Raw genomic sequence first — 13,537 nt, forward strand, 5'->3', positions numbered from 1 at the left:
CTCGAAGAAGCGGGTAAACACCGAGTCATACCGCCATTGACGACGGTTTTTGGCTTGATAGCATGCTTCGTACGTAACGAACGTTACATCGCGGGCCGCGGCCCGCTCCCGTAGTCGAAGGTTTCATCGAACGAGGCACCGTGACACCCCCTTCCGTGAGGATGCTGCTCAAACAGCGCGACGCTACTTTTACGGTATCGGAGCGGCGCGTCGTCGCGGTGCTGCTCGCCAATTACCCGAGCGCGGCTTTGACCTCGATCTCGCAGCTCGCGGGCGCTGCGGGCGTGAGCGATCCGACGGTCCATCGACTTGTCTTGAAGCTCGGGTTCGAGGGATATCCGGAATTCCAACGCGCGCTGCTTGCCGAGGTCGATGCCCGCATGAACTCGCCGCTGTCGCGGCTGGAGTCGTCGGCCGATGAACGCCATGAGCAAGACGTGCAACAGGCCATGCTCGGCTCGCTCACGCTCGCCATCGGCAAGACGGCGGAGCACGCCTCATGCGACGACTTCGAACGCACGGTATCGTGGCTGACCGATTGCGGCCGCACCGTACTCTGTTGCGGGGGGCGTGCAAGCGGGTTCATCGCGGCATGGCTCGCCGTGCTGCTCAGTCAAGTCAGACCGCACGCGCGCCACGTGGAGCCCTCGCTCGAGCGCGGCTCCGAAGCGTTGGCCGATCTCGCGCCGGGCGACGTGGTCGTGGTCTACGACTACCGGCGCTATCAGGAAAGCGTCGTTCAGTTTGCGCGCGAGGCGCACGACCTCGGCGCGCGCATCGTGCTGTTCACCGACGAATGGCGTTCGCCGATCGCCGCCTTCGCCGATGCCGTGCTCGTCTCGTACGTGCAAAGCGCGTCGCCGTTCGATACCAAAGTACCGGTCGTCGCCCAAACCGAATCGATCGTCGCCGCACTCGTTGCGCGCATGCCCGCCGAAGCCATGGACCGACTGAAGCGAATCGAAGCCCTGAGAGCCGGGCGCATCGCCGAGGGCACCGGCGCGCAGGGCGCGTAAGCGGCCTTCTATCCCATCACCGACTCAGCCACGAGAGCAGACCCAACCGATGAAAACAGACCGCACATTGATCGCCGCGCTTGCCGCGGCACTCGTCGCGACGAGCACGCTAGCCACCGGCGCCATGGCCGCCTCGCGCCCCGCCGTCGAAGCGCGCAACGGCATGGTGGTCACGTCGCAGAACCTGGCCTCTCAGGCCGGCGTCGATATCTTGAAGATGGGCGGCAACGCCATCGATGCGGCGGTGGCCGTGGGCTACGCGCAGGCCGTGGTCAATCCGTGCTGCGGCAATATCGGCGGCGGCGGTTTCATGACGATCCACCTCGCCGACGGCCGCGATACGTTCATCAACTTCCGGGAAACGGCGCCGGCCGCCGCCACCGCGAACATGTACCTCGACGCCCAAGGCAACGTGAAGCAAGGCGCGAGTCTTTACGGATATGGCGCCGTGGGCGTGCCGGGCACGGTGATGGGGATGGACCTCGCCGAGCGCAAATACGGGCGGCTCACGCGAGCACAAGTCATGGCGCCCGCGATCCGCCTCGCGCGCGAAGGATTCGTGCTGACGCGCGCCGACACCGACATCCTCGACACCACGGTCCAACGGTTCAAACAGGACCCCGGCATCGCCCGAATCTTCCTGCGCAAAGACGGCACGCCGCTGCAGCCGGGCGACCGACTCGTGCAGAAGGACTTGGCCAACACGCTCGAAGCGATCGCAAAACATGGCCCCGATGCGTTTTACAAAGGCAAAATTCCCGCGGCGATCGAGACGGCGTCGAAGGCAGGCGGCGGCCTGCTGACGGCGGCCGATTTTGCGAACTATCGCGCCACCGAGATGACACCCGTCACCTGCGACTATCGGCGCTACACGTTTATCTCGGCACCGCCGCCGAGTTCGGGCGGCGTCACGATGTGCGAGATCTTGAATACGCTAGAAGGCTACGACTTGAAGGGTTTCGGTTGGCATTCGGCGCAGGCCGTGCACTACATGACGGAGGCGATGCGCCACGCTTACGCCGATCGAAACACGAAGCTCGGCGATCCGGCCTTCGTCGACAATCCACTCGATCAACTGCTGAGCAAGTCGTATGCGGCGCAGATCCGCGCTTCGATTCAGCCCGACAAGGCGACGCCCTCGATGGACCTGGCCGACGCCGCTTCCCTGCCCGAAAAGAAAGAGACGACGCATTATTCGATCGTCGATAAGGCCGGCAATGCGGTTTCGACGACGTACACGGTCAACGGCCGCTTCGGCGCCGTCGTCATGGCGCCGGGCACGGGCTTCTTCCTGAACGACGAGATGGACGACTTCACATCGAAAGTGGGCGCGCAAAACATGTTCGGTCTCGTACAGGGCCCGAACAATGCGATCGCACCGGGCAAGCGGCCGCTGTCGTCGATGGCGCCGACGATCGTGACCAAGGACGGCAAGGTATTCCTCGTGATCGGCTCCCCGGGCGGCTCGCGCATTATCACGACGACGCTTGAAACGGCGATCGACATCATCGATTACGGCATGGAGCCGCAAGAAGCCGTGGATGCGGCGCGGGTTCACGAGCAATGGCTGCCGGACGTCGTCTATTACGAGCCGTATGGGCTGTCGGCCGATACGTTGAAGATCCTCGCGAGCGAGGGTTACAAGATGGTTCAGCAAACGCCTTGGGGCGCGGCTGAATTGATCGAAGTCGGGTTGCCCGGCTTGGCGGTCGATCCGTCGCAAAGTTCAGGCAACGATTCGTCGGTCGGCGGTAAGGTACGCGTCGGGTATTTCTACGGCGCCAATGACGAACGGCGGCCGGCGGGAGAAGCGTTGGGGTATTGAGCTAGGCCGCGTGGCGTTTTGCCCCGGCATGACGGGTCGACCTCTCCGGTCGCTCCGGTGTACTCGGATCGTTCGCTCACCGTTGTGACATTGAGCGAACCTGGCGATCGTTGGTCGTTGCGGTGATCGTGCCGCTGTAGCCCAGGTGATCCCGGGTTTGCGGTTTAGGCGCAATGCGCGCCCGAAGATAGAAATACGTTCAGGTGCCGCGAACCGAGCGGCACCTTGATATCAAGCCAACCGCTCGCAAATCGCCTTGGTCGCGGTGGCCGCATTGAGCGTATAGAAATGCAACCCAGGCGCGCCTTCCTTCACAAGCCGCTCGCATAGCTGCGTGACGACGTCGAGCCCGAAGGCGCGAATCGCTTCCTTGTCATCACCGAAGCTTTCGAGCCGCTTGGCCACCCAGCGCGGCACTTCGGCCCCGCACATCTCCGAGAAACGCATCAACTGCGAGTAGTTCGTAATCGGCATGATGCCGGGCACGATCGGTACATCGACGCCGAGCTTGCGCGCATCGTCGACGAATCGGAAATAGGCATCGGCGTTATAAAAGTACTGCGTGATCGCCGCATTCGCGCCTGCTTTGACCTTGCGCGCGAAGTTCTCGAGATCGTGCTTCGGCGAACGCGCCTGCGGGTGATACTCCGGATAAGCGGCCACTTCGATATGGAACCAGTCGCCGTACTCGGCGCGGATGAAGGCGACGAGCTCCGACGCGTAGCGCAACTCCCCCACTTCGCCCATGCCGGAGGGCAGGTCGCCGCGCAGGGCGACGATATGGCGAATGCCGTTTGCGCGATAGCGTTCCAAGATCGCGCGCAAGCTTTCCTTCGACGAACCGATGCACGACAAATGAGGCGCGGCCTCGAGGCCGTCCTTGGCCATGTCGAGCACCGTATCGAGCGTGCCCTGCTGCGTGGAGCCACCCGCGCCGAACGTCACCGAAACGAACTTCGGCTTGAGCAGCGCCAGTTGCGCACGCGTGGCGCGCAACTTCTCGACGCCGTCGGGCGTCTTCGGCGGAAAAAATTCGAACGAGATTTCGATGGGATTCATGATCCGGTGATCCGGTATGGGACCGAGCCGCGATAAGGCCGAGCCGCCTTCAGCCCAAACTGCGATTGCCGAAGATCAGCGCCGAAAGCAGCCACGACACGATGCTGTACAGAATCGAGCCGAAGAACGCCGACCAGAAACCCGACACCTCGAAGCCCTTGAGCAGCGAAGCCGCGAGCCAGAAGCACAACGCGTTGACGACGAGGATGAACACCCCCAGCGTGACGATCGTGACGGGCAGCGTCAGGATGATCAACACAGGCCGGATCACGGCGTTGATGAGGCCGAGCACGAGTGCGATGATCAACGCGGTGCCGAAACTACGGATGTGAATCGACGGCACGAGGTACGTGATGATCAAGAGCGCAAGCGCGTTGATGATCCAAGTCAGCAGCACGGTCATAGCGGGTTTCCTTCGGCGTAGTGGTCGATTTGCGGTCGATCTATGGTCGGACGATGGGCGGCGCGAGGATATCGCTGAGCCGCACAGCTCGGTATTTCAGTTGAACAAGGCGGCGATGGCAATCGCCACGCCGCCTCTATACCCGCCGGCGGGCACGGGCGGCTCGTTCCAGGCGAGCCTTACCCGGCCGTTTGCTCGATCAATAACGGTAATGGTTCGGCTTGAACGGACCGTTTTTCTCGACGCCGATGTAGTTCGCCTGCGCATCCGTCAACTCGGTCAGATTCGCGCCGATGCGTGCCAAGTGCAAGCGCGCGACCTTCTCGTCGAGATGCTTCGGCAGCACATACACCTTGTTCTCGTATTGACCGCCGCGCGTGAACAACTCGATTTGCGCGAGCGTTTGGTTGGCGAACGAGTTCGACATGACGAACGAGGGGTGGCCCGTGGCGCAGCCCAGGTTCACGAGGCGCCCTTCAGCCAGCAGAATCACGCGCTTGCCGTCCGGGAAGATGATGTGATCGACTTGCGGCTTGATGTTTTCCCACGTGTATTGGCGCGTCGAGGCAACGTCGATTTCCGAATCGAAGTGGCCGATGTTGCAGACGATCGCGTTATGACGCATCGCCTTCATATGATCGTGGTTGATCACGTGGTAGTTGCCGGTGGCCGTGACGAAGATATCGGCCTTATCGGCCGCGTATTCCATCGTGACGACGCGGTAGCCTTCCATCGCGGCTTGCAACGCGCAGATCGGATCGATTTCCGTGACCCACACCGTCGCGCCGAGCCCGCGCAGCGACTGCGCGCAACCCTTGCCCACGTCGCCGTAACCGGCCACGACGGCGACCTTGCCCGCGATCATGACGTCGGTCGCGCGCTTGATGCCGTCCACGAGCGATTCGCGGCAACCGTAGAGGTTGTCGAACTTGGACTTCGTCACCGAGTCATTGACGTTGATGGCCGGGAACGGCAGGCGCCCGTCCTTCTCCATTTGATACAGGCGATGCACGCCCGTCGTCGTTTCCTCGGTCACGCCCTTGATCTGCGAGAGGCGCTTCGAGTACCACGAGCCGTCGATCTCGAGATGCCGTTCGATCGACTTGAACAGCGCGACTTCTTCCTCGTTCGTCGGCTTGGCGATGACCGAGCGATCCTTCTCGGCCTTCGAGCCCAAGATCAACAGCAGCGTCGCATCGCCGCCGTCATCGAGGATCATGTTCGCGAACTCGCCGTTCGGCCATTCGAAGATGCGGTGCGAATACTCCCAGTATTCGTCGAGCGACTCGCCCTTGAATGCGAACACGGGCGTGCCCGACTTGGCGATGGCCGCCGCGGCGTGGTCTTGCGTCGAGAAGATGTTGCACGAGGCCCAGCGCACGTCGGCGCCGAGCGCCTTGAGCGTCTCGATCAGCACGCCCGTTTGAATCGTCATGTGCAGCGAGCCGGCGATGCGTGCGCCCTTGAGCGGCTGCGCGGCTTTGAATTCCTCACGGATCTGCATGAGGCCGGGCATTTCCGTCTCGGCGATCGTCAGTTCCTTGCGCCCCCAATCGGCCAGCGACAGGTCGGCAACGATGAAATCTTGAGTGTCTTTCGAATCGATAACTGCGGCGTTCATCACGCCCTCCTTTTCTAATGAGTTCTAGAAAATATAGACGTGAGCGCCGTTCGATGGAGCCGGCCCGCCTGCGTTTTCATGTGCGCAAAAGCTTGCCGTCCGATTGAAGTTTCCGAGCCTGGCGGAGTGATCCGTCGCAACGCTCCTCGGAAACGCATGGATTGTAGCAAAAATCGCCGGGGAGGCGATGACACTAACCGAAGGTTGCGCCCAATAGTGGCGCGAGCAGGACCATTGCGACGCCCGCGATCATCATAGTGAGACTCGCCACGACGCCTTCCTCGCTGCCGAGTTCGCGTGCCTTGGCCGTCCCCACGCCATGCGCGGCCGCGCCGAACATCGCGCCGCGCGCGAGACGGCTGCGCAGCGGAAGGAACGCCAACACGAGTTCGCCGAGCAGCATGCCGCATACGCCCGTCGCGATGACGAACAACGCGGTCAACTGACGCGGCGCATGGATTTGGTCGGACACGGCCAGCGCGAACGGAGTCGATACGGAACGCGTGATCAAGCTGCGCGCGACATCGGGTTCGAGATGCAGCAGTTTGGCGAGCGCGAACGAGCCGATCACGGCCACGGCGATCCCCACGGTGACGCCGGCCGCGAGCGAGATCCAATGACGGCGCATCAGATCGCGATACTCGTAGATGGGCACGGCGAAAGCGACGGTGGCCGGCCCGAGCAGCCACATGAGCCAGCGCGTATCGGCGAAATACACCGAATAAGGAATATGCATGGCCAGCACGAGCGCGGCGAGCATCGCGGGCACGACCACGAGCGGGGTCAGCCACGGCTGCTTGAAGCGCGCATACAAGCGCTTGCCCATCGCGTAGAAAACGATCGTCAACACGAAGCAAGCGGCGGCCATCCATTGCGGCCGCATTTCGGTCACCGGCCAAGACAAGACGGATGAAAGGGACATCGATGACTCCTCGCCGGCCGCTTAAGCGGCCGATGCGACGCGCAAGGCGCGGGCGCGGCGCATCGCAATGACGCGCTCCAGCCGCGCGGCCTGGTCGACCGTGAACGCCACCGCGACCATCACCGCGAGCGTGCCGCCCACTACGACAAGCGCGAGCCGCCAGCCGTCTGACTTGAACAGCCCGCCGTATTGGACGACGGCGACAGCCGCCGGAACGAAAAACAGCAGCATGTCGGAAAGCAGCCAATCGGCACCGGCTTTCACCCACCGCGGCGCAATCGAACCCGTGAAGAGGAGCAGGAGCAAAGCCGCCAAACCGATGACACCGCCCGGCACGGGCAACCCGAGACGGCGCGCCGCGTAATCGGCCGCAAGCCACAGCACGGCCAGGAACGTGCTCTGACCCGCGATGCGGCACACAGCGCTCAGACGCTCGATCGTTTTCGTGCTCATGGCAAAACCCCCTATTGACTCCACGACCAAATTGTAAGAAGCCTGGCGTCATAAATAAAATGACTTAAACTCATCGCTACCATTCCAATTTGGAACTACCGAGGGGTCGTCATGGAGCTGCGTGCGCTGCGCTATTTCATCGAGGTGGTCCGGCAGCAAAGTTTCACGGTTGCGGCCGAGCACATGTTCGTGACCCAACCCACCATCAGCAAGATGGTCAAGGCGCTCGAGGAAGAGATCGGGGCGCCTCTACTGCTGCGCGAGGGCCGCCAGATGGTGTTGACCGACGAGGGCCGCATCGTCTATCAAAGGGGGCAGGACGTGCTGGCGGCTTACGCGCAGCTACAGGCGGAGCTCGACGATGTCGGTACTCTGGGCCGCGGCGCGCTGACGATCGGCATTCCGCCGATGGGCGGCTCGCTCTTCACGCCGATCATCGCCGCCTTCCGCCGCCGTTATCCGAAGATCGAACTCAAGCTGTTCGAACAGGGTTCACGCGCGATCGAGGCGGCGCTGCTCGAGGGCGAACTCGAGTTCGGCGGCGTGCTGTTGCCCGTCGACCCGCAGGTATTCGACGTCTTGCCGATGTCGCTGCAATTGCTCTGGGTCGTGGCGCCGCACGGCTCGCGGTTCGATGGCGTGCGTGAAGTTCGGCTGGCGGAGCTCGCCGCGGAACCGTTCGTCTACTACGGCGAAAGCCTGGCGCTGAACGACGTCGTCACCGGTGCTTGCCGCGACGCGGGCTTCACGCCCCAGATCGTATCGCGCAGCAGCCATTGGGACTTCATGGCCGCGCTCGTGCGGGCCGGCGTCGGGATTGCGCTGCTGCCGGCCCCATACTGCCGCCGGCTGGATCCCAAGTATTTCACGTGCCGGCCCGTCGTCGAGCCGGAAATCCGCTGGGAAATGGCGATTGCATGGCGCAAGAGCGGCTACCTCTCGCATGCCGCTCGAGCGTGGCTCGACGTCGCACGCGAAACGCTGCCGGGACAACCCGGCGACGACTTCGTCTATACCCGTTCCGATAATTCAGGCGCCGCGCCCGCCGCCAAATGAACCGCGCCGCGCTCCGCCACGATGAAGTCGGCCGCGCGCTCGGCGATCATCACGGTCGGCGCGTTCGTGTTGCCGCCGATCAACGTCGGCATGATCGACGCGTCGACGACGCGCAAGCCCGTGACGCCGCGCACGCGTAGCCACGGATCGACGACGGCGCGCGCATCGGCGCCCATCCGGCATGTGCCGACCGGGTGATAGATCGTATCGGCATGACGGGCGATGACCTCGGCTAGCTCCGCGTCGCTCGCATGCGGCGGAACATAGAGCGTACGTCCGCCATAGGCCGCGAGCGCCGGAGCGGCCACGATGCGCTGCGCGATGCGCACGCCGGCGAGCAGCGTCTGTCTGTCTTGCTCATCGGAGAGAAAGCGCGGATCGATGCGCGGCGCCACGCGCGCATCGGCGCTCGCGAGCGAAACGGTGCCGCGGCTCTTCGGTCGCAACACGCAGACATGAACCGAGTAGCCGTGGCCCCAATGCAAACGCCGGCTATGATCGTCGACGAGCGCCGCGCAAAAATGCAGTTGCAGGTCGGGACGATCGAGCGAGGCCTGCGTCTTGATGAAGCCTCCGGCCTCCGCAACGTTGCTCGACCACATACCCTCGCCGCGGCGCAAAAACGCCGGCAGTTGCGCGGCCATCTTGGCCAAACCACGCAGCGAATAACCGACCGGGTCGGTGCTCGCCACACGCACGTTCAACGTGAAATCGACATGGTCGATCAGATTGCGGCCCACCTCGGGCGCCTCGTGCACGGGCGGCACGCCGAACGCGCGCAACGTTTCGGCCGGACCGATCCCCGAGCACATCAGCAATTGCGGCGATCCGAACGCACCAGCCGCGAGAATCACTTCGGCACGCGCCGTTAGCGTGGCAATACGGCCGCCGCGCATGATTTCCACGCCGGTCGCGCGACGTGCTCCATCGAACAGCACGCGCAGCGCGCATGCATCGACGATCGTATCGATATTCGCAAGGGAACCCGAGCGCGCGGTTCCCGCCTCGCCCATTTCATACAAATAAGCGCGCGCGACGCTGCAGCGCCGCCCGTCGCGCTGCGTCACTTGATAAAACCCCACGCCTTCCTGATCGGCGCCGTTGAAGTCGTCGTTCGGGCGATAGCCCGCCTCGATGGCCGCGGCGACGAAACGCGTGGAAATCGGATTGCGAAACCGCAGGTCGGACACGGCGAGCGGTCCGCCCGCGCCGTGCCACTCGTTCGCACCGCGCGCGTTGTCTTCCGCGCGCCGGAAGTACGGCAAAACGTCGGACCAGCCCCAGCCCGTGCAACCGAGGCTCTCCCATTCGTCGTAATCGAGCGGATGGCCGCGCGTATAGACCATCGCGTTGATCGCACTGGAGCCGCCGAGCCCGCGTCCGCGCGGCTGATAGCCTCGCCTGCCGGAGAGCCCCGGCTGCGGCGCCGTGCGATAGCCGTAATTGGTCGTGAGCTTGTACGGCACGAGTGCCGCGATACCGAGGGGCGTATTCACGAGCCAATTGCGGTTCGTATGCGTTCCGGCTTCGATCAACGCGATAGTCGCATCGGGACATTGCCGCGCGAGTCTGCCCGCGAGCGCCGCGCCGCCCGAACCGCCGCCGACGATGACATAGTCGTATTGCATGCGTCCCTCCGTCACTCCATGGTCGGAACGTACGGCATGTCCCGGCAACCGGCATTCTCGTGTTTTGGCGCATTGTAGGGACCATGACGCGCGCTGCGCGATCGCCGGCGCAGAGCGATTCCTCTAAACCGGGCGAGCCGCGCGAACCTATCATTAGGCAAGACGCGCAAGCGAACGAAGCCCTCGCGCGTACGGGTCGAACGGTAACGCCTCTTGGTTCGCGAGCGCATTCGAGGCTTGCGCGGAAAATATCAAACAGGCCACCCCGGCAAGACCTCGGACAAATGTCCGGCATAGCCGTCGCACCGCGCGCCGGCTGCGACCGGACGCCCAGCAGGAGACACGCTTTATGGAACCCCAGGCCCCTTCGGCCACGCATGAAGTCACGAATCAAGTCCCACCGCTCGAGAACTACAACCTCTATGAGACGGACGCGACGCTGACCGCGGCGGTCGAACGCGAGGGCGCGGCATGGCGTGCGAGCGAACTGGCAAGCGACGGCGCCAAGCTGGGCACGCCCGAAGTGCTCGCGCTCGCCGCCGCGGCGAACCGGCACGGACCCGAACTCACCACGTTCAATCCACGCGGGGAGCGCGTCGACACGCTCGAGTTTCATCCGAGCTGGCATCGGCTGCTCGCCCTTCTGCGTGAACAAGGCCTGCACGCGTTGCCGTTCGACACGCCACGCGCCGGCGCGATGGCCGCTCGCTGCGCCGGCTACTTTTTGCACGCTCAGCTCGAATCGGGATCGCTCTGCCCGCTGACGATGACGTTTGCGAGCATCCCCGTACTGCGCCGGGAGCAGGCGCTGTTCGCCCAGATCGCCGAGAAGCTGTACGCACGGGAACACGATCCGAGCGATGCGCCGCTCGCGAACAAGCGCTCGATGATGGTCGGCATGGGCATGACGGAAAAGCAAGGCGGCTCCGACGTACGCACGAATCAAACGCGCGCCTCGGCACTCGGTGCGGGATCGGGACGCGGCGCCGAATACCGGCTCGTCGGCCATAAATGGTTCTTTTCCGCGCCGCAATGCGATGCGCATCTCGTGCTGGCGCGCACGAGCGCCGATGCGCCGATCTCGTGCTTTTACGTACCGCGCTATACGCCCGACGGCGCGCGCAATCCGATCCGCGTGCAGCGCTTGAAAGATAAGCTCGGCAACCGCTCGAACGCGAGCAGCGAAGTGGAGTTCTTCGGTGCCTACGGCATCATGATCGGCGATGAGGGGCGCGGCGTGCCGACCATCATCGAGATGGCGAATTACACGCGGCTCGATTGCGTGATCGGAAGCGCCGCGCTCATGCGCGCCGCGCTCGTGCACGCCATCCATCATGCCCGTCATCGCATGGCGTTTGCGCGGCGGCTGGCCGATCAGCCGCTGATGCGCAACGTATTGGCCGACCTCGCGCTCGAAAGCGAGGCGGCGACCGTCTTGTTCATGCGTCTCGCGCGGGCCTTCGATGCGCACCTCGCGACCGAGCGCACGGGCGCCGCCGAAAGCGATGTCGAACGCGCCTGGCGGCGCATCGTCACGCCCGCCGCTAAGTTCTGGATCTGCAAGCGCGCGCTCGAATTCACGGGCGAGGCGATGGAAGTCTGGGGCGGCAACGGCTATGTCGAGGAGGGGCCGATGGCGCGCTTTTATCGAGAGGCACCGGTCAACTCGATCTGGGAAGGCTCGGGCAACGTGATGTGTCTGGACGTGCTGCGCGCGCTCGAACGCGACCCGCAGGGCTTTCACGCCTTGCTTGCCCACTGGCGCGCCGATGCGCAAGGCGAGAGCGCGCTGACCCGCGCGCTCGATGCACTCGAGGCCTCATTGAGCGCGGAGCCCGAAGCGCGCGAGGCCGCCGCGCGCCGCATCGCCCAGCAACTGGTGCTCTGCGCGCAAGCAATCTTGCTGCTGCGCGCGGCACCCGAGGAACGCGCGCACGCATTCATCGCGACGCGATTGGCCGATGCCGGAGCGGGGCTCGGCGGCGGCCGCGTCTACGGTACGCTGCCCACCTCGTTCGATCATGCGGGCATCGTCGCGCACGCGTTGCGCATGTGAGCGTGGAGCCCATATCGCGCGGCAATGCAACGCAACAAGCGCCCGGCCGTGAATATCTGAGGACATCGAATGAAGAACGATTTGCCCGGCGCGGCGGCGCTCGATCAGTTGCTGCGGATACAGCGCGAAGCGCATGCCCGCGAACCCTATCCTTCATGGGAGACGCGCGCGGCGCACCTGAAAGCGCTGCGCGCGATGCTGCTCGAAAACGGCGACGCGCTCGCGCAAGCACTCGACGCCGACTTCGGCCAGCGCGCCAAAGCCGAGCTCATGCTATCCGAGCTTTGGCTCGCCAAGAACGAGATCGATTCCGCGCTCAAGCACGGCAAGCGATGGATGAAACCGCAGCGCCGCGCCACCGGCATCTGGCTGCGGCCCGCGACGGCGAGGGTCGTGCCTCAGCCGCTCGGCGTGGTGGGCATCGTCGCGCCTTGGAATTATCCGGTCTTGCTTGCCGTCGGCCCGTTGATTGGCGCGCTCGCGGCCGGCAATCGCGCGCTCATTAAAATGTCGGAATATACGCCGCGTACCGCCGACCTCTTTCGGCAATTGATCGAGCGCACATTCGCGCCAGAGCAAGTCGCCGTCGTCATGGGCGATGCGTCGATCGGCGCGGCCTTTTGCGCGTTGCCGTTCGATCACCTGATCTTCACGGGCTCGACCGCCGTCGGGCGCGAAGTCATGCGCGCCGCCGCGGCCAATCTGACGCCCGTGACGCTCGAACTTGGCGGCAAATCGCCCGCCATCATCGGGCCGCATGCCCGTTTCGACTACGCCGTCGACAGCATCGTCGCGGGCAAGACGCTCAATGCGGGCCAGACCTGCATCGCGCCCGACTACGTCCTGTTACCCCGCGGGACGGAGCAAGCGTTCGTCGAGCGCGCCCGCGCGCGCCTGGCACGGCTTTATCCGGATTTCGCACGCAATCGCGACTACACCACGCTCGTCTCGGCGCGTCACTTCGAGCGCATGAGCGCGCTAGCCAGCGACGCGCGCGCCCAAGGGGCCGAACTGCATCCGCTCGCCGATGTGCAACCCGACGCGGCGCGCCGGCTCTTCCCGCCATGCGTCGTAACGAACGCACCCGGTGCCTGTGCGCTGATGCAAGAGGAAATCTTCGGACCATTGCTGCCTCTAGTCCCCTACGACACGCTAGACGACGCGCTGCGCTACGTCAACGCCCGGCCCCGGCCCCTGGCGCTCTATCTATTCGACGACGACCGCCGAACCGTCGAGCGCGTTTTGCACGAAACGGTTTCCGGCGGGGTAGCGGTCAATGAAACGCTGCTGCACATCGCGTGCGAAGGTCTGCCGTTCGGAGGGGTAGGGGCAAGCGGCATCGGTGCCTACCACGGTTACGAAGGCTTCACGACCTTCTCGAAGATGAAGCCCGTTCTCGTGCAACCGCGCTGGAATGCGCGTGCGCTGCTGCTGCCCCCGTACGGACGGCGCTTTCACGCACTGATGCGACTCATGTTCAGGTTCTAAGCGCGGACGA

At 64.2% G+C, this 13,537-nt stretch carries 11 protein-coding genes and 1 riboswitch; of the genes, 5 read left to right on the forward strand and 6 right to left on the reverse strand.

Annotated features, from left to right (window positions below; translation table 11 throughout):
• Positions 1 to 140 precede the first annotated feature (140 nt).
• Positions 141 to 1,016, forward strand: coding sequence for a MurR/RpiR family transcriptional regulator (locus DXT59_RS23665; protein WP_162878220.1), 876 nt, complete (start codon positions 141 to 143; stop codon positions 1,014 to 1,016).
• 124 nt (positions 1,017 to 1,140) lie between these two features.
• Positions 1,141 to 2,841 carry a gamma-glutamyltransferase gene (ggt, locus tag DXT59_RS23670; RefSeq protein ID WP_240324644.1) on the forward strand — a complete coding sequence of 567 codons (1,701 nt, stop codon included), beginning with the start codon at positions 1,141 to 1,143 and terminating at the stop codon, positions 2,839 to 2,841.
• 231 nt (positions 2,842 to 3,072) lie between these two features.
• Here the strand turns inward: ggt and metF are convergent, their stop codons facing one another.
• The 5 genes from metF to DXT59_RS23695 form a co-directional block, all read right to left on the reverse strand.
• On the reverse strand, positions 3,073 to 3,900 hold the full coding sequence (gene metF / locus DXT59_RS23675) for a methylenetetrahydrofolate reductase [NAD(P)H] (RefSeq protein ID WP_116139767.1): 828 nt from the start codon (positions 3,898 to 3,900) through the stop codon (positions 3,073 to 3,075).
• Between the two features lie 49 nt (positions 3,901 to 3,949).
• Entirely contained in the window at positions 3,950 to 4,303 is a 354-nt protein-coding gene (locus DXT59_RS23680) for a phage holin family protein (RefSeq protein ID WP_116139769.1), read from the reverse strand.
• 199 nt (positions 4,304 to 4,502) lie between these two features.
• Positions 4,503 to 5,924, reverse strand: a complete 1,422-nt coding sequence (ahcY, locus tag DXT59_RS23685; protein ID WP_116139771.1) for an adenosylhomocysteinase — start codon at positions 5,922 to 5,924, stop codon at positions 4,503 to 4,505.
• A 34-nt stretch (positions 5,925 to 5,958) separates the two neighbouring features.
• Positions 5,959 to 6,078: riboswitch (S-adenosyl-L-homocysteine riboswitch) on the reverse strand.
• 39 nt (positions 6,079 to 6,117) lie between these two features.
• The gene (locus DXT59_RS23690; protein WP_240324638.1) at positions 6,118 to 6,846 is read right to left on the reverse strand and encodes an LrgB family protein; all 729 of its coding nucleotides are present in this window, start codon (positions 6,844 to 6,846) and stop codon (positions 6,118 to 6,120) included.
• 21 nt (positions 6,847 to 6,867) lie between these two features.
• Complete coding sequence (locus DXT59_RS23695; protein ID WP_116139773.1) at positions 6,868 to 7,299, reverse strand: CidA/LrgA family protein; 432 nt, start codon at positions 7,297 to 7,299, stop codon at positions 6,868 to 6,870.
• A gap of 111 nt (positions 7,300 to 7,410) precedes the next feature.
• Between DXT59_RS23695 and DXT59_RS23700 the strand changes: the two genes are divergently transcribed.
• Positions 7,411 to 8,355: a LysR family transcriptional regulator gene (locus tag DXT59_RS23700; protein WP_116139775.1), complete on the forward strand. Its 945-nt coding sequence runs from the start codon at positions 7,411 to 7,413 to the stop codon at positions 8,353 to 8,355.
• Here the strand turns inward: DXT59_RS23700 and DXT59_RS23705 are convergent.
• Positions 8,310 to 9,983, reverse strand: coding sequence for a GMC family oxidoreductase (locus DXT59_RS23705; RefSeq protein WP_116139777.1), 1,674 nt, complete (start codon positions 9,981 to 9,983; stop codon positions 8,310 to 8,312). The two genes, DXT59_RS23700 and DXT59_RS23705, sit on opposite strands and share 46 nt — an antisense overlap.
• A gap of 349 nt (positions 9,984 to 10,332) precedes the next feature.
• On the opposite strand from DXT59_RS23705, the gene DXT59_RS23710 reads away from it, so the two are divergent.
• Positions 10,333 to 12,039: an isovaleryl-CoA dehydrogenase gene (locus DXT59_RS23710; RefSeq protein ID WP_116139779.1), complete on the forward strand. Its 1,707-nt coding sequence runs from the start codon at positions 10,333 to 10,335 to the stop codon at positions 12,037 to 12,039.
• A 69-nt stretch (positions 12,040 to 12,108) separates the two neighbouring features.
• Complete coding sequence (locus DXT59_RS23715; protein ID WP_116139781.1) at positions 12,109 to 13,527, forward strand: coniferyl aldehyde dehydrogenase; 1,419 nt, start codon at positions 12,109 to 12,111, stop codon at positions 13,525 to 13,527.
• The last annotated feature ends 10 nt before the right edge of the window (positions 13,528 to 13,537 follow it).

Source organism: Trinickia diaoshuihuensis, assembly GCF_003390925.1.
Lineage (GTDB): Bacteria > Pseudomonadota > Gammaproteobacteria > Burkholderiales > Burkholderiaceae > Trinickia > Trinickia diaoshuihuensis.